Origin of the sequence: Frondihabitans sp. PhB188 (genome assembly GCF_003752365.1) — a bacterium.
Taxonomy (GTDB): domain Bacteria; phylum Actinomycetota; class Actinomycetes; order Actinomycetales; family Microbacteriaceae; genus Frondihabitans.
The window spans coordinates 602126-622636 of record NZ_RJUO01000003.1 but is presented as its reverse complement, the minus strand read 5'-3'; the positions used below and the strand labels follow the sequence as shown (position 1 = coordinate 622636).

General features: G+C 71.0%; 25 protein-coding genes. 13 read left to right on the top strand and 12 right to left on the bottom strand.

The window, feature by feature from the left end; translation table 11 throughout:
• Positions 1-4: 4 nt before the first annotated feature.
• Positions 5-904, top strand: a complete 900-nt coding sequence (locus tag EDF46_RS11710; RefSeq protein WP_123506432.1) for an NAD(P)-dependent oxidoreductase — start codon at positions 5-7, stop codon at positions 902-904.
• Between the two features lie 26 nt (positions 905-930).
• On the opposite strand, the gene EDF46_RS11705 is transcribed toward EDF46_RS11710, so the two are convergent.
• Positions 931-1629, bottom strand: a complete 699-nt coding sequence (locus tag EDF46_RS11705; RefSeq protein ID WP_123506431.1) for a FadR/GntR family transcriptional regulator — start codon at positions 1627-1629, stop codon at positions 931-933.
• Between the two features lie 218 nt (positions 1630-1847).
• Here EDF46_RS11705 and EDF46_RS11700 point away from each other — a divergent pair, with 218 nt between their 5' ends.
• Genes EDF46_RS11700 through EDF46_RS11675 form a run of 6 tightly spaced genes read left to right on the top strand, consistent with a single transcriptional unit; the run spans position 1848 to position 8742 of the window.
• Positions 1848-2918, top strand: a complete 1071-nt coding sequence (locus tag EDF46_RS11700; RefSeq protein ID WP_123506430.1) for an ABC transporter permease — start codon at positions 1848-1850, stop codon at positions 2916-2918.
• Positions 2915-3790: an ABC transporter permease gene (locus EDF46_RS11695; RefSeq protein ID WP_123506429.1), complete on the top strand. Its 876-nt coding sequence runs from the start codon at positions 2915-2917 to the stop codon at positions 3788-3790. Before EDF46_RS11700 ends, EDF46_RS11695 begins: the two co-directional genes overlap by 4 nt.
• A complete protein-coding gene (locus tag EDF46_RS11690; RefSeq protein WP_123506428.1) occupies positions 3787-4587 on the top strand; it encodes an ABC transporter ATP-binding protein in 801 nt (266 codons plus the stop codon). Before EDF46_RS11695 ends, EDF46_RS11690 begins: the two co-directional genes overlap by 4 nt.
• Positions 4584-5612, top strand: coding sequence for an ABC transporter ATP-binding protein (locus EDF46_RS11685; protein ID WP_123506427.1), 1029 nt, complete (start codon positions 4584-4586; stop codon positions 5610-5612). The genes EDF46_RS11690 and EDF46_RS11685 overlap by 4 nt, the downstream gene beginning before the upstream one ends.
• 56 nt (positions 5613-5668) lie before the next feature.
• A complete protein-coding gene (locus EDF46_RS11680; RefSeq protein WP_123506426.1) occupies positions 5669-7318 on the top strand; it encodes an ABC transporter substrate-binding protein in 1650 nt (549 codons plus the stop codon).
• Positions 7319-7338: 20 nt separating this feature from the next.
• Positions 7339-8742, top strand: coding sequence for a Xaa-Pro peptidase family protein (locus tag EDF46_RS11675; RefSeq protein WP_123506425.1), 1404 nt, complete (start codon positions 7339-7341; stop codon positions 8740-8742).
• Positions 8743-8796: 54 nt separating this feature from the next.
• Here EDF46_RS11675 and EDF46_RS11670 read toward each other — a convergent pair whose 3' ends face one another.
• Complete coding sequence (locus EDF46_RS11670; RefSeq protein ID WP_123506424.1) at positions 8797-9243, bottom strand: MarR family winged helix-turn-helix transcriptional regulator; 447 nt, start codon at positions 9241-9243, stop codon at positions 8797-8799.
• Positions 9244-9305: 62 nt separating this feature from the next.
• Here EDF46_RS11670 and EDF46_RS11665 point away from each other — a divergent pair, with 62 nt between their 5' ends.
• On the top strand, positions 9306-9674 hold the full coding sequence (locus EDF46_RS11665) for a VOC family protein (protein ID WP_123506563.1): 369 nt from the start codon (positions 9306-9308) through the stop codon (positions 9672-9674).
• Between the two features lie 13 nt (positions 9675-9687).
• Here EDF46_RS11665 and EDF46_RS11660 read toward each other — a convergent pair whose 3' ends face one another.
• From EDF46_RS11660 to EDF46_RS11640, 5 genes are all read right to left on the bottom strand, one after another.
• Positions 9688-10326: a DUF305 domain-containing protein gene (locus EDF46_RS11660; RefSeq protein ID WP_233580005.1), complete on the bottom strand. Its 639-nt coding sequence runs from the start codon at positions 10324-10326 to the stop codon at positions 9688-9690.
• Positions 10323-10994, bottom strand: coding sequence for a DUF3105 domain-containing protein (locus tag EDF46_RS11655; protein ID WP_233580004.1), 672 nt, complete (start codon positions 10992-10994; stop codon positions 10323-10325). The genes EDF46_RS11660 and EDF46_RS11655 overlap by 4 nt, the downstream gene beginning before the upstream one ends.
• An 85-nt stretch (positions 10995-11079) precedes the next feature.
• A complete protein-coding gene (locus tag EDF46_RS11650; protein WP_123506422.1) occupies positions 11080-11442 on the bottom strand; it encodes a hypothetical protein in 363 nt (120 codons plus the stop codon).
• A 126-nt stretch (positions 11443-11568) separates the two neighbouring features.
• Positions 11569-11913 carry a type II toxin-antitoxin system PemK/MazF family toxin gene (locus tag EDF46_RS11645; protein WP_123506421.1) on the bottom strand — a complete coding sequence of 115 codons (345 nt, stop codon included), beginning with the start codon at positions 11911-11913 and terminating at the stop codon, positions 11569-11571.
• Entirely contained in the window at positions 11910-12155 is a 246-nt protein-coding gene (locus EDF46_RS11640) for a CopG family transcriptional regulator (protein ID WP_123506420.1), read from the bottom strand. Before EDF46_RS11640 ends, EDF46_RS11645 begins: the two co-directional genes overlap by 4 nt.
• Positions 12156-12298: 143 nt before the next feature.
• Here EDF46_RS11640 and EDF46_RS11635 point away from each other — a divergent pair, with 143 nt between their 5' ends.
• Both EDF46_RS11635 and EDF46_RS11630 read left to right on the top strand, forming a co-directional pair.
• On the top strand, positions 12299-13147 hold the full coding sequence (locus tag EDF46_RS11635; RefSeq protein ID WP_123506419.1) for an alpha/beta fold hydrolase: 849 nt from the start codon (positions 12299-12301) through the stop codon (positions 13145-13147).
• Positions 13144-13587 (top strand): VOC family protein, encoded by a 444-nt coding sequence (locus EDF46_RS11630; RefSeq protein WP_233580003.1) that lies wholly within the window; start codon positions 13144-13146, stop codon positions 13585-13587. Before EDF46_RS11635 ends, EDF46_RS11630 begins: the two co-directional genes overlap by 4 nt.
• A gap of 209 nt (positions 13588-13796) precedes the next feature.
• On the opposite strand, the gene EDF46_RS11625 is transcribed toward EDF46_RS11630, so the two are convergent.
• The gene (locus tag EDF46_RS11625; RefSeq protein WP_123506418.1) at positions 13797-14696 is read right to left on the bottom strand and encodes a LysR family transcriptional regulator; all 900 of its coding nucleotides are present in this window, start codon (positions 14694-14696) and stop codon (positions 13797-13799) included.
• A 72-nt stretch (positions 14697-14768) separates the two neighbouring features.
• On the opposite strand from EDF46_RS11625, the gene EDF46_RS11620 reads away from it, so the two are divergent.
• Positions 14769-15719, top strand: a complete 951-nt coding sequence (locus EDF46_RS11620) for a DMT family transporter (protein WP_123506417.1) — start codon at positions 14769-14771, stop codon at positions 15717-15719.
• A 604-nt stretch (positions 15720-16323) separates the two neighbouring features.
• Here EDF46_RS11620 and EDF46_RS11615 read toward each other — a convergent pair.
• Positions 16324-17154 carry a helix-turn-helix transcriptional regulator gene (locus EDF46_RS11615; RefSeq protein WP_123506416.1) on the bottom strand — a complete coding sequence of 277 codons (831 nt, stop codon included), beginning with the start codon at positions 17152-17154 and terminating at the stop codon, positions 16324-16326.
• Positions 17155-17271: 117 nt separating this feature from the next.
• On the opposite strand from EDF46_RS11615, the gene EDF46_RS11610 reads away from it, so the two are divergent.
• Positions 17272-18216 (top strand): SDR family oxidoreductase, encoded by a 945-nt coding sequence (locus EDF46_RS11610; RefSeq protein WP_123506415.1) that lies wholly within the window; start codon positions 17272-17274, stop codon positions 18214-18216.
• 4 nt (positions 18217-18220) lie between these two features.
• Here EDF46_RS11610 and EDF46_RS11605 read toward each other — a convergent pair whose 3' ends face one another.
• Positions 18221-18790, bottom strand: coding sequence for an LppP/LprE family lipoprotein (locus EDF46_RS11605; protein ID WP_123506414.1), 570 nt, complete (start codon positions 18788-18790; stop codon positions 18221-18223).
• 155 nt (positions 18791-18945) lie between these two features.
• Between EDF46_RS11605 and EDF46_RS11600 the strand changes: the two genes are divergently transcribed.
• The gene (locus EDF46_RS11600) at positions 18946-19608 is read left to right on the top strand and encodes an SDR family NAD(P)-dependent oxidoreductase (RefSeq protein ID WP_123506413.1); all 663 of its coding nucleotides are present in this window, start codon (positions 18946-18948) and stop codon (positions 19606-19608) included.
• A gap of 7 nt (positions 19609-19615) precedes the next feature.
• Here the strand turns inward: EDF46_RS11600 and arfB are convergent, their stop codons facing one another.
• Both arfB and EDF46_RS11590 read right to left on the bottom strand, forming a co-directional pair.
• Entirely contained in the window at positions 19616-20038 is a 423-nt protein-coding gene (arfB, locus tag EDF46_RS11595) for an alternative ribosome rescue aminoacyl-tRNA hydrolase ArfB (RefSeq protein WP_123506412.1), read from the bottom strand.
• Positions 20039-20080: 42 nt separating this feature from the next.
• The gene (locus EDF46_RS11590; protein ID WP_123506411.1) at positions 20081-20383 is read right to left on the bottom strand and encodes an EthD family reductase; all 303 of its coding nucleotides are present in this window, start codon (positions 20381-20383) and stop codon (positions 20081-20083) included.
• Positions 20384-20511: the final 128 nt, after the last annotated feature.

Sequence of the window (20511 nt, the reverse complement as noted above, 5' to 3'; positions counted from 1 at the left end):
GCTCATGAAAGTCGTCATCACCGGATCCCGTGGCAAAGTCGGCCGAGCGACGGTGGAAGCATTCGTCGCGGCAGGCCATGACGTGCTGGGCGTCGACCTCGTCCGCCCCGTCTTCGACGCCGGCGTGGTCGTGCCGGGGCGCTATGTGATGGCCGACCTCACCGACGCCGGCGCGGCCTACTCCGTCGTGGCCGGGGCCGACGTCGTCGTGCACGTCGCCGCCATCCCGCAGCCGACGGCGCACCCGCCGCACGTCGTGCTCCAGACCAACGTCATGTCGACCTTCAACCTCGTCGAGGCGGCCGTCCGCTTCGGGGTGAAGCGGTTCGTCAACGTCTCGAGCGAGAGCATCGTCGGCAACTTCTTCCCCGAGCGTCCGTTCCTCCCCGACTACGTGCCGGTCGACGAGGAGCACCCGCTCTACCCGCAGGACCCCTACGCGCTCTCCAAGCTGTTCGGCGAGCAGATGATGGACGCCGCCGTCCGCCGCTCCGATCTGCGAGCGATCTCGATCCGTCCGAGCACGGTGCACAACGCCGACAACTACGAGTCGAACCTCGGACCACAGGTCCGCGAGGCGTCGAGCACGAGCGCCAACTTCGGCAGCTACATCGACGCCGACGACCTCGCCGACGCCCTGCTGCTGGCGGCCGAGTCGGAGCTTCCCGGGCACGAGGTGTTCTACATCGCGGCGCCCGACAACGCGGGTGGTCACGACTTCGCGCAGTTCCTGCGCCAGAACCACGGCGAGAGCATCGAACTGCGCTCGCTCTCTCGAGTGGACGCCTCGGGGATCGACACGTCGAAGGCGCGACGCCTGCTGGGCTGGGAGGCGAAGAGGTCATGGCGGGACTACCTGAACGCCGACGGGCGCGCTCTCGAGAAGGCGCCGGCGTCGGACTAGCCGGCGTCGGACTAGCCTGCGTCGGACTAACCAGGGACCCGCATCGACCGGTGCACCGCCTCGAGGTGGCTGCGCATGGCCAGCTCGGCCGCGTCGGCGTCGTGATCCGAGACCGCGCGGACGATCGCGGCGTGGCCGCGGATGCAATCGGCTCGCGTCTCGACTGTCGTGTGGGCGAGCAGGCGCGTCTCGCGCGTGCGCTCGGAAGCGAGGCCGCTGATGCCGACCATGAAGTTGTTCCGCGTGACGCGGGCGAGCGTGTAGTGGAAGTCGACGTCGAGATCGAGTGACGCCTCGGGGGCGAGGTGCTCGCTGCTGCGGCCGAGGATCGACTCGAGCTGGAGCACGTCGGCCGCGGTCGCCCGCTCGGCTGCGAGACGCGCGACGCCGGGCTCGACGAGGTTCTCGACCTCGATGACGTGCTGGATCCGGTCTTCGATCGGATGCAGGCGCTCCTGGACGGCCAGCGACTCCATGTCGAGGGGGAGGACGCGCGACGCCTTGCCGTGGTGGCGCTCGATGAGGTGCTTGCCCTCGAGCTCCTGGAGCGCGTCGCGCAGAGAGGTTCGGGAGACGCCCAGCGACACCGCCATCTCGCGCTCGGCCGGCAGGACCGAGCCCGGGGGGTAGGTGTCGTTGAGGATCTGCTGCTCGAGGTGCGCGGCGAGCTCGGAGCCGAGCGGCCGCGATCGACGCCGGAACTCGACGAGCTCATCGTTACTCATGCCGAACGCGCCTCTCCGTGGTTGCCGACAACTCTATGGGGCCGAGCGTACAACCCGGGTGGACGCACAACTGGTTTGTTTCGGGCATGTTAGGGGTGCGTGAAAACCGCGAGAAATGACGGTTTTAACCGTCGAATCCTCATTACAGTCGCAACACGTCCACTGGTCCAACCAGTTGAGCCAGGTGAATTCGGACGACACCCCGACAGAGGATCGACATGGTTGCTCTTGCTCCTCCCCGCTCCCGCCCCGCACCCGGGCGCGCCATCCGCCTCGGCCGCGCCGTCCGCGGCCCCGTGCTCCGCATCATCGGGGCGTTCGTCGTCATCGTCGCGATCGTGTCGATCACGTTCCTGGTGTCACGCGTCTTCACGGCGGACCCGATCAACCTGTTCGTCGGCGACTCGGCCACCGAGGCCACCCGTCAGCAGGCTCGCGCTCAGCTCGGCCTCGATGCCCCGCTGATCGTGCAGTACCTCCGCTTCCTCGGCGGTCTCGCCACCGGCAACTTCGGCACGTCGTACCTCTCGGGTGAGGCTGTCGGCCCGGAGCTCTTCGGCCGGCTTCCCGCGACGGTCGAGCTCGGCCTCTACGCCGTGATCGTCGGCCTCGTGTTCGGCATCATCGTCGGGGTCGCCGCGGCCGTCTTCCGCGGGACCGTCCTCGACGCCGTGCTCCGCTTCTTCACGACCGGCACTCTCGCCCTCCCGCAGTTCTGGATCGGCCTCATGCTGCTCTGGATCTTCTTCGTCAACCTGCACCTGCTGCCCGGGCCGACCGGCCGCCTGCCGATCGGCATGGAGTCGCCGCCGACGATCACCGGCCTCTACGTTCCTGATGCGCTCCTGCACGGCGACTTCGCGACGGCGGTGGCCGCGGTCAAGCAGCTCGTCCTGCCCGTGATCACCCTCTCGGTCGGCAGCTTCGGCCCGGTCGCCCGGCAGGTCCGATCGGCGATGGTCGAGTCGCTCGACTCCGAGTACGTCCGCACGGCCAAGGCCATGGGCATCTCGCGGCCCCGCATCTGGTTCGGCTACGCGCTCAAGCCCGGACTCCTCTCCGTGCTGACGATCGGCGCCGGCCTCATCGGCTGGACGCTCGCCGGATCGGTCCTGGTCGAGGGCATCTTCGGCTGGCCCGGAATCGGGCAGCTCGCCATCACGGCCATCCAGTCGTCCGACTACCCCGTCATCCAGGGCTTCGTGCTCTACGTGGCGACCCTGTACGTCGTGATCTGGGCACTGCTCGAACTCGTCTACGTCCGTGTCGACCCCCGGAGGAGCGCATGACCGCCCCGACCATCGGCCTCCCGCGGCTGATCAGACCCTCGCGAACCCGCCTCGGCGCCGCCGGCAGATCGTGGGCCCTGTGGACCGGTGCCTCGCTCCTGGCCCTGCTGATCCTGACCGCCATCGTGGCGACCTTCTGGACGCCCTACCCGCCCACCGCCTCGGGCGTCGGCCTCCTCCAGGACGCCCCGAGCCTCGCCCACCCGTTCGGCACCGACGGCCTCGGCAGCGACGTGCTCTCGCGCACCATGGCCGCCGCCAAGACCGACGTCAGCATCACCGTGCTCGTCGTGCTCATGGCCCTCGTCGTCGGCACCGTCTGGGGCAGCCTCGCCGGCTTCTTCGGTGGCGCGTTCGACTACATCACCATGCGGATCCTCGAGCTGCTCAACTCGTTCCCGTCGCTCCTGCTGGCGGTCCTGGTGATCGCGGTCGCAGGATCCGGCATCGCCAACGTCATCTTCGTCGTCGCCGTGCTGCCCCTGCCCGACTACGTCCGCCTCGCCCGCGCCGAGATCCGCTCGAAGAAGGAGTACCAGTTCGCCGAGGCCGCCCGCCTCGTCGGGCGCGGTCCGTTCGGAGTCCTCTTCGCGCACCTCGTGCCGAACAGCCTCCGGCCGCTCCTCACCTACGCGTCGGTCAACGCCTCCTACGTCGCCTCGACGGTCGGCGCGCTGGGCTTCCTCGGCCTGGGCATCCAGCCGGGCTCGGCCGAGTGGGGCTCGATGATCGCCCAGGGGCAGGATGCCATCCTCTCCGGCCAGTGGTGGATCTCGGGGTTCCCGGGCCTCGCGATCTTCCTGCTCGCGGCCGCCTTCCATCTCATCTCGGACGCCATCGCCGATCTCCGCGACCAGGGGAGCGCCGCATGAGCGCCGCACTGCTCGAGGTCGACGGCTTCACCGGCGGGTTCGAGAACCAGCCCGGCCGCATCGACCCGGTGCTCCACGGCGTCAGCTTCTCGGTGCCGGCGGGGTCGTCCACGGCGATCGTGGGGGAATCAGGATCCGGCAAGTCCATCACCGCCCTGTCGATCATGGGCCTCGCACCCGGTCGCTTCCGCCGCACCGCGGGATCCATCCGCTACGCCGGCCAGGACCTCACCGCCATGACCGAGCCCGAGCTCCGAAGCATCCGCGGCCGCGAGATCAGCATCGTCTTCCAGGACGCCCGCAGCTCGCTCAACCCGGTCTTCACCGTCGGCACGCAGATCGCCGACGTCTGCCGGACCAACCGAGGGGTCACCCGCCGCGAGGCTCGGAAGCTCACTCTCGAGATGCTCGACCTCGTGCGCGTGCCGGAGTCGCGGCGCCGCATGGACCAGTACCCGCACGAGTTCTCGGGCGGAATGGCCCAGCGCGCGATGCTCGCCATGGCGCTCATCAGCCAGCCGAAGCTGCTGATCCTCGACGAGCCGACCACCGGCCTCGACGTGACGATCCAGGCCGACGTGCTCGACCTCATCGTCGACATCAAGGCCGAGACCGGCATGACGACCTGCCTCATCACCCACGATCTCGGTGTCGTCGCCGAGACGTGCGACCGCGTCGTCGTCATGCGCGGCGGCGAGGTCAAGGAGATCGGCTCGTGCGAGCAGATCATCAACGCCCCGACCGACCCCTACACGCAGCAGCTCGTCGCCGACAGCAGGATGGTGGAGAACCGATGACGCCCACGAAGCAGGCCCCGTCGGCCGAGCGGGCGCCCATCGCGCTCGATGTCTCATCGCTCCGCAAGGAGTACCGCGTCCGCGGGGCCGGCCGCCACGTCACCCTGACCGCCGTCGACGACGTCAGCTTCCAGATCCGCCCCGGCGAGACCCTCGCGCTCGTGGGCGAGTCGGGATCGGGCAAATCGACGATCGCGCGCTGCGTCACCCGCCTCGTCGAGCCGACCGCCGGATCCGTCCACATCGACGGCAAGCCGATCATCGGGATCTCCGCGCGCCAGCTGTCGGCCTCGTACTCCGACCTGCAGATGGTGTTCCAGGATCCGACCTCGTCGCTCGACCCGCGCATGACGGTCGCCGCCACCCTCGACGAGCCCCTCCGGCTCCACACCCGCCTCGACAAGGAGGGGCGTCGCGCTCGCGTCGCGCAGCTCCTCGCCGACGTCGAGCTCGACGAGTCGTACCTCGACCGCCGCCCGCGCCAGCTCAGCGGCGGGCAGCGTCAGCGCCTCTCGATCGCCCGGGCCCTCGCCGCCGAGCCCAAGGTGATCCTGCTCGACGAGCCGACGGCGTCGCTCGACGTGTCGGTGCGGGGCCAGATCATCCGGCTCCTGAAGCGACTTCAGGTGGAGCACGGCCTGGCCTACCTCTTCATCAGCCACGATCTCGGTGTCGTCCGCCAGATGTCCGACCGCGTCATGGTCATGTACCTCGGCGGCATCGTGGAGCAGGGGTCGACCGAGGAGGTCTTCGAGAACCCGGTCCACCCGTACACGAAGGCGCTGCTCTCGGCCGCACCCGTCGTCGAGTACGGCCGCGAGCACGATCGCCTGCGGCTCACCGGCGAGATCCCCAGCCCGATGAAGGTGCCCGCAGGATGCCGCCTCGTCGGACGCTGCCCGATCGCCGAGGCGGCCTGCGCGCTCAAGCGGCCCGACCTCATGCTCGTGACCGAGACGCACGCCGTCGCGTGCCCGGTGTCCGCGCCGGACGCCGCTCCGGTGCTCGCCGTCCCGGTCCCCTGATCCTTCCCTCTCCCCTCGCACCATCCCTTCGCACCCTCCCACCGAAAGGAACACCCGTGTCCGCACCCCGACCGCGCAAGCGACTCCTGGCCGCCGCCAGCGTCGTCGCCGCAGCCGCTCTCGCCCTCACCGGCTGCAGCGCCTCGTCGTCCTCCTCGAACACCTCCTCCTCGACCAGCACGGGCATCACCACCGCCTGGCCCGCCGACCTCACGTCGCTCTACCCGATGAACCTGTCGAACAGCGAAGATGCCGAAGTCGCCAACAACGTCTACGAGGGCCTCGCCGCCTACACGTTCACGACGGCCGCCGACGGCTCCCACGTCTGGCAGGGCTCGAAGGTCTCGCCCGCCCTCGCGAAGAGCTGGGACATCGGCACGAACTCGATCACCTTCCACCTCGACCCCGACCGGAAGTTCTACCCGTCGGGCAACCCGGTCACCGCCGACGACGTGAAGTGGAGCTTCGACGGGGCGCTGCACAGCCTCAACGCGCAGGACCTCACGTCGAACGGTCTCCAGAAGGCCTCCGACATCCACGTGATCGACGAGAACACCGTAAAGATCGACTTCACCGACGCCGATGGCAAGCCGATCGAGGTCGGCACCACGCAGCTGGCGATGTTCGTCAACACCAACGAGCGGATCATCGACTCGGTCGCCGCCAAGAAGCACGCGACCTCGTCGGACCCCTACGCGGCCAAGTGGCTCCGCGACAACGTCGTGGGAACCGGCCCGTACTACGTCGCCAGCTGGAAGAAGGGCCAGGAGGTCGTCCTCAAGGCGAACCCCGACTACCCGAACCCGCCCGCCTACAAGACGGTGACCGCGCGCATCGTAAACGACGCCAACGTCGCCTCGCTCGTGAAGAGCGGCTCGATCAACTTCGCCGAGTTCGACATGTCGCAGACCGACATCACGTCTCTCAAGAGCGCCGGCTTCACCGTGGCGTCGCAGGCGACCCCGACCCTCACGTACCTCACGATGGCGTCCGACACGGGTGCCTTCGCCGACGAGAAGGTGCGACAGGCCGTCGCCACCGCGATCCCCTACGAGAAGATCGTCTCGACCGTCTATGCGGGCCGTGCCGAGCGCGCGCTCAGCATCGTGAACAAGAACTCCTCGAGCTACGACCCGGCGTGGGGCGAGTACGAGACCGACCTCACCAAGGCCAAGGAGCTCATGAAGGAGGCCGGCAACCCGTCGATCTCGGTGCCGCTGCACTACGACACCTCCGACTCGTCGCAGGAGAACATCGCGCTGCTCATCCAGGAGAACCTGAAGCAGATCGGCATCACCGTGAAGCTGACGCCCCAGACGAACAACCAGCAGTGGGACATCATCAACGGCCGCTCGCGCAAGCCGTCCAACCCCGGCGCCGCTGACATGGTGCTCTTCAACTGGGGCCCCTGGACCGACGACCCGAAGATCCCGATCGGCTACGCCACCACCAAGGGCGGCGTGAACAACTACGCGCTCTGGAGCGACAGCACCGTCGACCAGATCAACTCGACCTGGGAGCTGAAGGCCGACTCGACCGAGCGCGAGGACGCCTACAAGAAGGCCCAGGGCATCATCGCCGACGCCGCGCCCGTCATCCCGATCACGTACGCAGACCGCCAGTCGGTCATGGCCAAGGGCATGACCGGAGCGACGTTCGAGCAGTTCGCCGGCACGCGCTACTACCTGATCAAGCCGAGCAAGTGATCACGAGAGAGAGATTGAGCATGATCCAGACGAAGATTGCTGAACGGCTTCTCGACGGCTTCGAGCCGAGCTTCGAAGTCGACTACGCCAAAGCCATCCCCGAGTCCGAGTTCGCGGACCGCATCGCTCGGCTGCGCCGCGCCGCCGCGGTCGCCGAGAACGAGGTGACGCTCATCCACGCCGACGGGCTCACCGGCTTCCAGACCTCGAACACCTACCTGAAGTGGCTGTGCGACTGGTCGCGCGAGGGCATCCTCGTCGTGCCGACCGACGCCTCGAAGGGCATCCACCTCTTCACCTTCTACACCGAGTCGGTCATCATGCCGCCGCAGGGCGAGGCCGTCGGCGTCGAGGAGGTCTGGCAGATCAGTCCCTTCAGCATCGAGTACGGCGGGCGCGCGGGCGACCCGATCCGCAAGACAATCGAGGCGACCGTGAAGCGCCTCGCCGAGCTCGGCTACACCCGCTCGAGCATCGGCCTCGTGGGCGACCGCCTGTCGGCCGACTTCTGGCGCGTCCTCGCGGACGAGCTGCCGAAGGCCCGCTTCTCGGACCGCACCGAGACCCTGAACGACATGACCAAGCTGCTCTCGGAGAACGAGCGCGACCAGGTCCGCACCGCCGCGCAGCTCGCCGATGTCGCCTACGAGGCGGCCTGCCACGTCACGAAGCCGGGCGTCACCGACTTCGAGATCTATGCGGCGTTCACCTTCGCACAGCTGTCGCGCGGCGGAGAGACCGGCGACGGCTACCAGATCGGCGTCAACCAGTGGGGCACTGCCTGCGGCAAGCCCTACGGCCACGTGATCCGCGACGGCGACCTGCTCAACCTCTACGTCTCGAACGTCAAGTACCACGGCTACACCGCGCAGATCGCCCGGATGATCGCGATCGGGAGCATCACCGAGAAGCAGGAGACCACGCTGGCCATGTGCGCCGACGCGGTCCGCCGTGCCGAGGCGCGCATCCGACCCGGCGCCCCGATCCACGAGCTGCACGACGCTGCCTTCAGCGCCTACACCGACCGGGGCTACCTCACGGCCGAGCAGACCGACACCGCGAAGATGCCCTACAACTGGGAGTCCGAGAAAGACGGCGGCGCTCGCAAGGTGCCGAAGCAGTACGTGCCCGACGTCGACTACGAGGCCACCGGCCGGCGCCTCGAGCGCGTCTACCCGGCGACCTTCGGCCCGCACAACCCGAACCTCGGCCACAGCGTCGGCAACATGGGCGGCCCGAAGTTCAACGTGACGAGCCACAACACCGAGCTGCTCCAGCCGGGCATGGCGATGGTGCTCCACGCGCAGTGGCTCGACCCGCTGAGCGACGGCGCCAACATCGGCGACATGTTCCTGGTCACGGAGGACGGCTACGAGAACCTGAGCCGCCACACGTCGGTCGACGCCTTCCGCGTCGAGGCCTGATCGGTACCGCGCCCGCTCCGGCTTCGGCCGGGGCGGGCGCGGTGCGTCGGCGGCTCAGCCGTCGTGAAGCGACCGCACCATGCTCTGCAGGATGCGGAACGCCCGGGATTGCTCGTCGGCCGTCATGCCGCTCAGCATCCGCAGCTCGACGGAACGGACCGCCGCGGTCGCCGACGCCAGGCTCCGCTGGCCCGCAGGCGTCAACCGGGTCGGCAGCGCCTTGCCGATCGGCGCCTCCGTGGGCCGGGTGACGTAGCCGTCGCGCTCCAGCGCCTGCAGCAGCACGTTCATCGACTGCCGGGTGACGAAGGTGCCTCGCGCGAGCTCGGAGTTCGACAGGCCCGGGCGCTGCGAGAGCAGCTCCAGGCACGAGTAGTGCGTCACCGTCATGCCGAGCGGCTTGAGGACGGCCTCCATCGCCGCACGCAGCGCACTCGACGCCTCTTTCAGCAGGTAGCCCAGGGACGTCTCGAGATCGACGCCGGCATCGTCTTGACTCATGTCAGTATTCTGACATAGCCTGGTGTGTGTCAGAAAACTGACACATGACCAAGGAGCACACCATGCCAGTCACCGGCCCCGACTTCATCTCGCTGCAGACCCGAGACCTCGACGCCTCGCAGGCGTTCTACGAGCAGTATCTCGGCCTCGTCCGCTCGCAGGCCGGCCCGCCGCACGCCGTCGTCTTCGAGACGAAGCCCGTCGCGTTCGCGCTGCGCGACCTGGTTCCCGGCACCGACCTCGACGCCGTCGCACAGCCGGGAATCGGCGCCGCCATCTGGTTGCACGCCACCGACGTCCAGGCCATCCACGACGCCCTGGCCGCCGACGGGCACGCGATCGTCGCCGCGCCCATCGACGGCCCGTTCGGCCGCACGTTCACGTTCGCCGACCCCGACGGCTACAGCATCACTCTGCACGACCGCGCCTGACGACGAGGTCCGGTCAGGCCGCCCGCTGCAGCGCCCGCATCGCCCGGATGTCGCTCTCCTGCGTCACGATCATGCTCCGCGCGAGCGCCGTCACCTGCGGGTTCGTCGAGCGGTCGAGCACGGCCTGGGCCATCTCGATGCCGCCCCGGTGGTGCGCGATCATGAGGCGAAGGTACAACCGGTCTTCGGCGGTGCCGGACAGCCTCGCCAGGCGCGCGAGGTCGTCGGCTGACGCGAAGCCCGGCATGACGGCAGGAACTGCGCCGCCCCCGCCGTGATCCATCGCCATGCCGCCCCCGGCCAGCGCCGGCCGGCTCATCCACGTCATCGATGGCTCGGCCGGTGCCTGCGGAAGCCCCCAGACCTCGAGCCACCCGAACATCTGGCCGGCCTGCTGCTGCTGCGACCGCGCGATGTCGTAGGCGAGCGTCTTGACGGCGTCGCTCTCACCGCGGTCGCGCACCGTGAACGACATGTCGACGGCCTGGTTGTGGTGCACCTGCATGTCGCGGGCGAAGCCGGCCTCGGCGCTGGTGGTCGCCGGTGGAGCCTCGCCCCGGACCGTCCGGGCGCCGAGGAAGACCCCGGCGACGAGGATCAGCGCCGCGGCGAGGAGGGCGGCGGCCGTGAGGCGGATCCTGCTTCGGGTCACGCGATCTTTCCGGGGCCGTCCACGCCGCCGGTGCAGGGCGCGCCCGGCTCGGGTGCCGTCGAGGTCTGCCAGTACTTCGTGATGAACTGCTCGACGCGCGGGTCGTCGGCCTTCGAGAAGCCGAGCTGCGCGCCCCAGGCCGAGATGTACATCGGCTTGTCGAGGCCGGGGAAGGGCGAGAGGACGGCGTAGGTGGTCGGGACGACCTTGCGCAGGGCCGTGACCTCGGCGTCGCTCACCTGATCGGGGTCGTAGGTGATCCACACGGCGCCGTGCTCGAGGTCGTGCACCGCGTTCTCGCTGGGCACCTGCTCGCTGTAGACGCCGCAGTTCAGCCAGACCTGGTTGTGGTCGCCGCCCGCCGGCGGAGTCTGCGCGTAGTCGACGGTGCCGGCGACGTGGTTGCTGGTCAGGCCGTCGTAGGTCTTCACGCCCGTGATCGACGAGGCCGTCGGCGCGGTCGACGAGCCGCTCGTGACGACGAACACGATCACGAGAGTCACCGCGGCGACCGCCGCCGTGCCGCCCACGATCAGGCCGACGAGGCGGTTGCGCTTGGTGCGGGCCTGCTGGCGCTTGAGCTCTGCGAGCTTCTCCTGCCGGGCGGCGAGCCGCTCCTGCTTCGTCGACGGGGTCTTCGGGGTGCCGCTGGTGGGGGTGCGAGCCACGGGGGTCCTCTGTGATCGGGGATCGTGTTGACGTGTCACCGAAGAAGGTAGGGAACCCGGCTGGAGGAGTGCCGAGAGGGCAGTGTCAGCGCGGCGTGGCCCTGAGCTCCTCGTCGTCGAGCTCGGCCTCGGCGGCATCGAGCTCGGCTTCCGGCGCGGCTTCGGCTTCGGTCGCGACCCGCGGCTTCCACGTCAGCGCCATCGAGGTGAGGGCGAGCAGGGCGCCGAGCACCCCGACGGCGATGAGCAGGCCGCCGATTGTGCTGCCCGACTGCGTCGCGAACAGCTTCGGGTAGTCGGCGGTGCCGGCCGTGTAGATCGCGGCCTCTCTCGTGTTCGAGATCGTCATGAGCAGGTAACCGCCGACGGCGACGACCAGCGACGCCAGCCACAGGATCATGCGGGGCAGGTTGATTCGCGACAGGCGGGGTGCAGGGGTCGAGGGCATGGCGGCTTTCCGTGGGGGAGCGATCCGGGTCGGATCACGGCCACGTTAGGGAGGCCGCCTATCCGTCGGGTAAGAGCCGGCCCTCCGGGGCCTCTGCGTCGGCGGGGCCAGCCGCAGCCCCGACGCTCAGATGCCGGAGACGAGCCTGACGCCCGCGGCGATCTTCGCGACGAGGTAGGAGGGAAGGTGCCCGACCGGATACGGGTCGAGGAACCCGCGGCTGACGGGCCCGATCTGCGTCACGACAGCGACGGAGTCCTTGTCGAGACCCGACGCGTCGAGGGGGACGAGCACGTTGCCCGGGAATGACTCGAGGGCGACGTTCGACGTGAGCGGCACCACCAGGACCGTGTTGATGTCGGTCGCCAGCACCCAGTTCTCCTGCGTGACGATGGCCGGCCGGATCTTCGCGGGCTCAGAGCCGCGAGGCGATCCGAAGTCGACCCACACCACGTCTCCGTGGGCGATCACCACTCCGTGCTGCGCAGAGTGGTGCGTGCTGTCTCGCGCAGGAACTCGCCCTCGCCCGACGGCTGACCGGCGCGGGCGATCGCGGCGTTGGCGAGAGCGGTCAACTCGCCCTCGCCCTCGAGCTCGCGCGCCAGCCTGTCGGCAGCAAGTCGGTAGAACTCCGACCGGTTCATGCCGTTGCGCGCGGCCACCCGCTCGAAGCGCGCGAAGTCGCCGTCAGGAAGCGAGATGGCTGTTCTCATTCAGTCAGTATAACAAGTTATACCGATCTGGGCTGAGGCGGTGGCGTCGACCGAGCACGGCGGGGTACAGGCTCCACGGGGCCTCAGAGTGCGGGCGTACCTTCAGCCGCGTCCACGCATCTGACCCCGAAAGCGAGACCACAATGCCGTTCCTCTCTGTTCCCCAGCTGTCCGCCCCCGACGTCGAGCTCCACTACGACGACTTCGGCACCGGCAGCCCCGTCGTCCTCGTTCACGGCTGGCCCCTCAGCGGCCGCTCGTGGGAGGGCCAGGTCCCGGCCCTCGTCGAGGCCGGCCACCGTGTCATCACCTACGACCGCCGCGGATTCGGCCAGTCGTCGCAGCCGTGGGACGGCTACGACTACGACACCTTCGCCGCTGACCTGAAGGCGCTGCTCGACCACCTCGACCTCACCGGCGTCACCCTCATCGGCTTCTCGATGGGCGGCGGCGAGCTGGCCCGGTACGTCGCCCAGTACGGCACCGAGCGCATCGCGAAGCTCGTGTTCGCCAGCGCGGTGCCGCCGTACCTGTACAAGGCGTCCGACAACCCCGAGGGCGGGGTCGACGACGACCTGGCGGCCTGGTTCCACGACGGGATCGTCGGCGACCGGCCCAAGTTCCTGCGCGAGTTCATCACCATGTTCTTCACGGCGGGCAAGCCCTCGCTGATCAACAGGCCGCTGGTGAGCGACGAGCAGGCCGCGTACAACCTGGCCATCGCCGAGCTGGCCTCGCCGAAGGGCACGCTCGACTGCACGGTCGCCTTCGCGACGACCGACTTCCGCGACGACCTGACGAAGATCGACGTGCCGACGCTGGTGATCCACGGCGACTCCGACTCGATCGTGCCGTTCGAGGTGAGCGGCAAGCGGACCCACGAGGCCGTCGCGAACTCCGAGCTCGTGCTGATCGAGGGTGCACCGCACGGCGTCACGGTCACCCACAAGGACGAGTGGAACCAGCACGTCCTCGCCTTCCTCGCGAAGTGACCGCCTACCCGATCGTCAGCCCGCTGGGGTACTCGCACGTCCGCCTCACCGTCACCGACATCCACCGGAGCAAGGCGTTCTACACGGCGCTCTTCGGCATGGGGCCGGGCAGCGACTTCAGCGACCAGATCGACGACCCGACGATCCACGACGACCCCGCCCGCACCTACGGCGGGTGCTCGTTCCGGTTTCACGGACAGACGCTCGGGCTGCGGCCGGTCGCCCCGGTCGGCGACACGTTCGACCCGAACCGGGTGGGGCTCGACCACCTGAGCCTGCGCGTCGGCTCGGTCGACGAGCTGCGCTCGGCGGCCGAGCGGCTGTCCGAGGCGGGTGTCGTGCACGGCGAGGTGACCGAGCTGCCGGCCTTCGGGCTCGTGATCCTCTCGTTGCAGGACCCGGACGACATCAACCTGGAGCTCGCCGCGGCGCTCGGCTGAGCTGCCCTGGGCTCACGCCCCCGCCGAATCGGCACGCCCCCTCCGTCTCGACGGAGGGGGCGTGCCGCTGTGGCGGGGTTGGAGCTGCTCGGCGGGTAGCGGCGGGGGCTCGGCGGGGGCGGCCCGCTGCGGCGGCGCGGGCGGGGGCGGCGGCGCGGGCGGGCGCAGGAACTCGCAGCCCGACGGCGGGCCGCGAGTTCCTGCGCCCCCTAGCCGGCCAGCGCCCCGAACCGGCCGCGGATCTCGCCCAGCACCGTCTGCACCGTGCGCCGCTGGAGGGCCTCGGGCCGGGCGAGCGCGTCGATGCGGCGCGTCACCGAGAAGCCCCGCGTCGGGCGGAGGTCGATGCCGGGCGGGCGGGAGTCGGCGGCGAGGTGGCGGGGGAGGAGCGCGACGCAGTCGGTCGCGGCCACGACGGACGCCGCCACCGCGAAGTCGTTGACGCGGTGGCGCACGGCGGCGTCGATGCCGGCGAGCGTGGAGAGCGTCTCGATGGCGCCTTCGAGCGGGAAGCCGTCGTGCACCGCGACCCATTCGGCGGTGCGCAGCTGGTCGGCTCCGACGGCGTCGAACCGCGACAGCGGGTGGCCCTGGCGCAGGGCGATGTCGAGGGGCTCCTCGAGCAGGGGGACCACCGCGACCGACGACGGCCACGGCGGGCTGTTGCGCAGGCGGTGCGCCACGACGAGGTCGTGGTCGAGGGCGAGCGACGGGAAGGCGTCCTGCTGCACGTCGTGGTCGCTGACCGAGACGGCGACGGTCGAGCGCGAGGGGGCGGCGAGCAGCGGGCCGAACAGGGCGAGAGCGGCACTCGTGAAGGCGGCGACCGTGACGTCGCCGACGGGCTCGGCGTGGAAGCGCCCGACCGACTCGTCGGCCTTCGCCAGGGCGATCTCGACGTCGACGACGGCGGCCGAGAGGGCGCGACCTGCGGCGGTGAGGGTGGTGCGGCGGCCGATCCTCTCGGTGAGCGGCACGTCGACGCCGCGCTGGAGGGCGGCGAGCTGCTGCGACACCGACGACGGCGTGACCCGCATCGCGGCCGCGACGGCGGCGATGCTGCCGCGATCGCCGAGCTCGCGGAGGGCGCGGAGCTGAGCGAGTTCCATTAGCCGAGACTAATGCTTCAGCCAGTCAAGCGGTGGCTTGTGCGACTGTCCGCGCGGCGGGACGATCGACCCATGCTCGCTCGCCTGCTCGGACTCCGCGTCGACGGACTCCTCCTGCTCGTCGCCCTGGTCTGGGGCTCGACCTACCTCGTCGCCAAGGAGCTCGTCGGCCCCGACACCGTCCTGGCCCTGCTCGCCGTGCGCATGCTCGTCGCGGCGCCGCTCATGGTCGGCGCCGTCGTGATGCTCGGTCGGCGCAGCCTGCCGACGCGCGCCGAATGGGGAGTCGGGGTCGTGCTCGGCGCCCTGCTGTCGGCGGTCTTCCTGCTCGAGACGTTCGGCATCGCCCACACCTCGGCGACGAATGCGGGCGTCATCATCAGCCTGACGATCGTGTTCACGCCGCTGCTCGAGTCCGCCGTCGCGCGGGTCGCTCTGCCGGGGCGGTTCTCTCTCGCAGCGCTCGGCGCCCTGGCCGGCGTGGTGCTCCTCACGAGCGGGGGAGCCCTGTCGCGGCCCTCCCTCGGCGACGGCCTCGTGCTCGGTGCGGCCGTCGTTCGCGCCGTCCACGTGACGACCATGCACCGGCTGACCCGGCGATCCGCGCGGCCGCTCGACTCGGCGACCCTCACCGCCGTGCAGCTCGCGACCTGCGCCGCCGTCTTCGCGGCCGCCTCGGCGCTCGTCGGGCAGCCGGTGGCGACCTACGTCGGGAGTCTCACGACGAGCGCCGTCGCACTGCTGCTGTACCTCGCCCTCGTCTGCACCGTGTTCGCGTTCTTCGTGCAGATGTGGGCCGTGCGCCGCACGTCGCCGACGCGGGTCAGCCTGCTGCTCGGCACCGAGCCGGTGTGGGCGGCGCTGATCGGAGCGTTCGTGGCGCGCGACGCGCTCGGGCCGGTGGGGTGGGCCGGCGTCGTCGTGATCCTGGTGGCGACCGCGTGGGGGCGGCGGGTGGAGGGGCGACGGGTGCTGGCGGCGGCGGGCGTGAACCCGCCGGACCGGCCCGTGCCCGCCGTCTGACCGGCGGGGGTGTGCCGGTCCGGCGGGTGGCGGGCGCGGCGGCGCGGCGAGCGTGAACCCGCCGGATCGGCTCGTGCCCGCCGTCTGCGTGGCGGGGGTGTGCCGATTCGGCGGGTGGGCGGGCTGGGCCAGCGGGGCTGTGCCGATCCGGCGGGTGGCCGGGCCGGGCCGGGCCGGCGGGGGTGTGCCGATTCGGTGGGTGGCCGGGCCGGGCTTGGGGGTGCCGGTGGCGGAGGGGCGGCGGGCGTGAACCCGCCTGATCGGCTCGTGCCCGCCGTCTGCGCGCCGGGGGTGTGCCGATCCGGCGGGTGGGCGGGCTGGTTCGGCGGGGCTGTGCCGATCCGGCGGGTGGCCGGGTCGGGCTGGGCCGGCGGGTGCCGGTGGCGGAGGGGCGGCGGGCGTGAACCCGCCGGACCGGCCCGTGCCCGCCGTCTGACCGGCGGGGCTGTGCCGGTCCGGCGGGTGGGCCGGGCCGGGCCGGCGGGGGTGTGCCGGTCCGGCGGGTGGCGGGCGCGGCGGGTGGAGGCGGCGGCGGCAGGCTGGCGGCGGCGAGCGGCGCCGGGACTCGCGGCCCGGCGGCGGGCCGCGAGTTCCTGCGCCCGGGTCAGGCCATCGACCCGACGACGCCGAGCAGCTGCAGCCTGTCGTAGGTCTCGGAGCCCGGCTCGGCCGTGTACACGAGGAGGAAGTGCGACTGCTCCGGGTCGATCAGCGTCTGGCAGGCCAGGTCGAGCGCGCCGAGCTGCGGGTGCACGAAGCGCTTGAGGGGCTGCGGGCGGAGGCCGATCTCGCCGAGCTCCCAGAGCTCACGGAACTCGGCGCTGCGCTCGGACAGGTCGGCGACGTAGGCCGCCGCGCGTGAGGCCGGACCGCGGCGGGCGGCGACGTCGCGCAGGCCGGAGACCCAGAGGCGCGACAGGAAGGCGTGGTCTTCGTCGGCGTAGAGGCGGCGGCTGCCCGCATCGGTGAACCAGCGGTAGCCGATGCTGCGCGCGGGCCCGGCGAAGTGCGCGGTATCGCCGGTCAGCGCGACGCCGAGAGGTGTCTGCCGCAGCGTCTCGCCGAGCTCCGACACGATCTCGGCCGGGGTGTCGTCGAGCCGGTCGAGGATGCGGAGCAGGCCCGGTGCGACGTGATCACCCGACGGCCCCGGGGTCGGCGGGTGGTGCCCGGCCAGATGGAACAGGTGGTCGCGCTCGGCCACCGACAGGTGCAGGCCCTGCGCGATGGCGGCGATCATCTGCTCGGACGGCTGCGGCCCGGTGCCGCGCTCGAGGCGCGCGTAGTAGTCGGGCGACATGTGGCTGAGCCCCGCGACCTCCTCGCGGCGCAGCCCGGCGGTCCGCCGACGCTGCCCGCGGGGGAGCCCGACGTCTTCGGGCTGGAGCGCCGTGCGCCGGCGGAGCAGGAAGGCTCCGAGCTGATCTCTGTCCACGTTCCAGTTCTAGTGCCCCGGCGCGGATCCGCGTAGCCGCCAGCCAGGACTTCACGAGTCCTGGTCAGACGCCGCCGCACGGGTCAGAGTCGGAGGACCCCACCGACAGGAGCAGCCATGCCGCGCAGCATCAGCGAGATCAGCCTTTCCGACCTGACCGGACAGCGCGCCGTCGTCACGGGCGGCAGCGACGGAATCGGACGCAGGATCGCGACCCGCCTCGCGGCCGCCGGCGCCGAGGTCGTGCTCCCGGTGCGGAACCCTGCCAAGGGCGCGGCGACCGTCGAGACGATCCGCGCGGCCGTGCCATCGGCCGCCGTGACCCTCCGGCAGCTCGACCTGTCGTCGCTCGAGTCGGTCGCGGCTCTCGCCGACACCCTCGCAGGCGAAGGCGATCCGATCCGCATCCTCGTGAACAACGCCGGGATCATGACGCCGCCGAGCCGCCAGGTGACGGTCGACGGCTTCGAGTCGCAGTTCGGCACCAACCACCTGGGCCACTTCGCGCTCGTCGCCCGACTGCTGCCGCTGCTCACCGCCGGCAGAGCCCGGGTCACGTCGCAGATCAGCGTCTCGGCGAACAACGGCGCCATCAACTGGGACGACCTCGGCTGGGAGCGCAGCTACGCCGGCGGCCGCGCCTACAGCCAGTCGAAGATCGCGCTCGGGCTGTTCGGCCTCGAGCTGGATCGGCGCAGCCGCGCCGGAGGCTGGGGGATCACCAGCACCCTGGCTCACCCCGGCGTCGCTCCCACGAGCCTGCTCGCCGCTCGGCCCGAGATGGGTCGGGCAGCCGACACGGCGGGCGTGCGGCTGATCCGCTGGCTCTCGGCTCGCGGCATCCTGCTCGGCACGCCCGAGTCGGCGGCCCTGCCGGCGCTGCTCGCCGCGGCCTCGACGGCCTCGGAGGGCGGCCGCTTCTACGGTCCGAGCGGCGCCGGGCACCTGGGTGGCCCGCCCGCCGAGCAGAAGCTGTACTCGCGCCTGGGCAGCGAGGAGGACGCCCGCCGCATCTGGACCGTGTCGGAGCACGTGACCGGAGTCGCCTTCCCGGCGGTCTGACCGCTCACGGCGTCGGAGGCGTCGTCCCGCTGAAGTCGACCTTCTGAGTGCTCGCGTTCCAGGTGAGCGTCGCCGTGGTGCGGCCCGTCGGGTCGGCGTTCGAGTCGCTGCCCTTGGCGTACCGGTAGGTGACCGACAGGCGGTCGTCGGCCTCCCTCGCGACGTTGGGAGAAAAGGCGTAGGAGGTGGAGGTGGCCGTCCCGAGATACGAGCCGTCATGGAAGAGCAGGATCGCGTACGGCGAGCTGGACGTGGCTCGGGCGAATGTGGCCACCGACCACGACAGGGCGGCGCACGCGTCGTAGCCGCTGTAGTCGGCCCCGGAGGCGTCCCACGTCTCGCCGCTCAGGCCCTCGGGGACGGGCAGGGCCGCGATCGGCGCGGCCGCCGCATCGCGCGCGTCGGATGGACCGCAGGTGCTGGTCGCGGTCCCTTCCGTCGGCGGGGGTGGGGTGGCGGTCGTCGTCACCGTGGCGGTCGGCGCCGACCCGGGCGTGGTCGACGTGCACCCCGAGAGTGCGGCGACCAGCCCGGCGCCGGCAAGGAGCAGGGCGGGGGCGGTGGTGGAACGCATGACTCAACCGTGCTCGCTCCCGCCTCCGAGAACCGTGAATGCGCCGGGGGAGCGTCGGCAGGAGGGGAGCGCCGGCGCGAGGGGAGCACTGCCAGGGCACCCCGCTCGCAGGCGCGGGCGTCTACCGTTCACGGCGACCGAACAGGAGACAGCACATGACAACCATGGCAATCATCGGCGCCGGGCCCGGCCTCGGCCTCACCGTCGCCCGCCGCTTCGGGCGCGAGGGATTCTCGATCGCGCTCATCTCTCGCCACCAGGGTCGGCTCGACGAGCTCGCCGCGACCCTCGAGGGCGAGGGGATCACCGCGCGCGGCTTCACGGCGAACGTGCGCGACCAGGAGTCGCTGCAGGGGGCCCTCGAGGCGGCGGCCGAGCAGCTCGGACCCATCGAGATCCTGCAGTACAGCCCTCTGCCCGCCAAGGAGTTCATGCGGCCCGTGCTCGAGACGGTCGCCGACGACCTGCGCGGCCCCGTGGAGTTCTCGATCTACGGGGCAGTCACGGCGGCTCGCCAGGTGGTCCCGGGCATGCGCGCCCTGAAACGAGGCACGCTGCTCTTCGTCAACGGCGGGAGCGCCGTGCGCCCCGGCCCGGCGGTGACCGGCACGTCGGTGGCCTTCGCCGGTGAGAGCGCCTACGCGCAGCTGCTCCACGACGCCGTGAAGGAGCAGAACATCCACGTCGGGCAGCTCATCATCCCGTTCGGCATCGACGACGGAACCGACGAGCACTCGGCCGCATCCGTCGCGGAGCGGCTCTGGACCATGCACGCCGAGCGCGGCGACTTCCGCGTCTACGCGGAGCCGCTGCCGTAGGGCGGCGCTACTCCGACGGCGGCCGCTGACGGTTGCGCTTGGTGGCCGAGCGCTCCGACTTCGCGTCGAGGCGCCGGCGGTCCGAACCGCGCGTGCGCCGGGTCGGCCGCCGTGGGGCCGCCTCGGGCGCGAGCCCCGCGGCGATGACCGCGGCGAGCTTGGCGAGGGCGCTCTCGCGGTTCTGCAGCTGCGACCGCTGCTCCGACGACACGGCCCTGACCTCGCCGCCGACGAGCCGACCCGCGAGGCGCGCGAACAGCAGCGCCCGCTGGTCGTCGGTCAGCACGGCCGATGCCGCCGGACTCCACGACACCTGAGCGCGCGTGTCGGACGTATTGACGTGCTGCCCGCCCGGCCCCGACGACCGCGAGAACTGCCACCGGAGCTCGCCGGCGGGGATCGTCAGCTCGGGCGTCACCTCCAGGTCCATGCGACAAGGGTGGCACGTCGGCCCGCGCCCGCGCCGCCGGTGCTACTGCTCGATGTCGCTGAACAGGCCCGTGAACGTCGTGCCGAGGCCGATGACCTCCTGGAAGAACGCTCCGCCGGGCTCGTCGGCGACGGCCGCAGACGCCGCCTCGTACGACTCGAAGTAGAGGTCGAGGGTGCGGTAGGCGGGGGTCGGGGTGCCGTCCTCCTTCGGCCAGACCTTCGCCGACTCGACGCGCTGCAGGCCGGTGAGCTGGGAGGCGAGCTCGAGGACGCGCGGGTAGGCGGCGTCGAATGCCGGGGTGTCGGCGGGGTTGTCGATGACGAGGGTGATCTTGGTTCCCATGGTGTGCCTTTCGTTAGGGGGTGCCGGTGCTCGGGGCGATAGCCGAGGTCAGGGAGAAGATACCGCCGCGCCTCCCCTGCCGGGCCAGACCTCACGGCAGAGGCGGGCCGCGTTTGCCGGGCGTTCAG

What these genes read in the sequence shown, in the direction of transcription:
- EDF46_RS11665 (WP_123506563.1), top strand. Translation starts at nt 9,306, where the DNA reads ATGCCAGTCACCGGCCCCGACTTCATCTCGCTGCAGACCCGAGACCTC.
- EDF46_RS11690 (WP_123506428.1), top strand. Translation starts at nt 3,787, where the DNA reads ATGAGCGCCGCACTGCTCGAGGTCGACGGCTTCACCGGCGGGTTCGAG.
- EDF46_RS11700 (WP_123506430.1), top strand. Translation starts at nt 1,848, where the DNA reads ATGGTTGCTCTTGCTCCTCCCCGCTCCCGCCCCGCACCCGGGCGCGCC.
- EDF46_RS11685 (WP_123506427.1), top strand. Translation starts at nt 4,584, where the DNA reads ATGACGCCCACGAAGCAGGCCCCGTCGGCCGAGCGGGCGCCCATCGCG.
- EDF46_RS11710 (WP_123506432.1), top strand. Translation starts at nt 5, where the DNA reads ATGAAAGTCGTCATCACCGGATCCCGTGGCAAAGTCGGCCGAGCGACG.
- EDF46_RS11625 (WP_123506418.1), bottom strand. Translation starts at nt 14,696, where the DNA reads ATGGAACTCGCTCAGCTCCGCGCCCTCCGCGAGCTCGGCGATCGCGGC.
- EDF46_RS11650 (WP_123506422.1), bottom strand. Translation starts at nt 11,442, where the DNA reads ATGCCCTCGACCCCTGCACCCCGCCTGTCGCGAATCAACCTGCCCCGC.
- EDF46_RS11610 (WP_123506415.1), top strand. Translation starts at nt 17,272, where the DNA reads ATGCCGCGCAGCATCAGCGAGATCAGCCTTTCCGACCTGACCGGACAG.
- EDF46_RS11605 (WP_123506414.1), bottom strand. Translation starts at nt 18,790, where the DNA reads ATGCGTTCCACCACCGCCCCCGCCCTGCTCCTTGCCGGCGCCGGGCTG.
- EDF46_RS11705 (WP_123506431.1), bottom strand. Translation starts at nt 1,629, where the DNA reads ATGAGTAACGATGAGCTCGTCGAGTTCCGGCGTCGATCGCGGCCGCTC.
- arfB (WP_123506412.1), bottom strand. Translation starts at nt 20,038, where the DNA reads ATGGACCTGGAGGTGACGCCCGAGCTGACGATCCCCGCCGGCGAGCTC.
- EDF46_RS11620 (WP_123506417.1), top strand. Translation starts at nt 14,769, where the DNA reads ATGCTCGCTCGCCTGCTCGGACTCCGCGTCGACGGACTCCTCCTGCTC.
- EDF46_RS11600 (WP_123506413.1), top strand. Translation starts at nt 18,946, where the DNA reads ATGACAACCATGGCAATCATCGGCGCCGGGCCCGGCCTCGGCCTCACC.
- EDF46_RS11675 (WP_123506425.1), top strand. Translation starts at nt 7,339, where the DNA reads ATGATCCAGACGAAGATTGCTGAACGGCTTCTCGACGGCTTCGAGCCG.
- EDF46_RS11695 (WP_123506429.1), top strand. Translation starts at nt 2,915, where the DNA reads ATGACCGCCCCGACCATCGGCCTCCCGCGGCTGATCAGACCCTCGCGA.
- EDF46_RS11590 (WP_123506411.1), bottom strand. Translation starts at nt 20,383, where the DNA reads ATGGGAACCAAGATCACCCTCGTCATCGACAACCCCGCCGACACCCCG.
- EDF46_RS11670 (WP_123506424.1), bottom strand. Translation starts at nt 9,243, where the DNA reads ATGAGTCAAGACGATGCCGGCGTCGATCTCGAGACGTCCCTGGGCTAC.
- EDF46_RS11635 (WP_123506419.1), top strand. Translation starts at nt 12,299, where the DNA reads ATGCCGTTCCTCTCTGTTCCCCAGCTGTCCGCCCCCGACGTCGAGCTC.
- EDF46_RS11640 (WP_123506420.1), bottom strand. Translation starts at nt 12,155, where the DNA reads ATGAGAACAGCCATCTCGCTTCCTGACGGCGACTTCGCGCGCTTCGAG.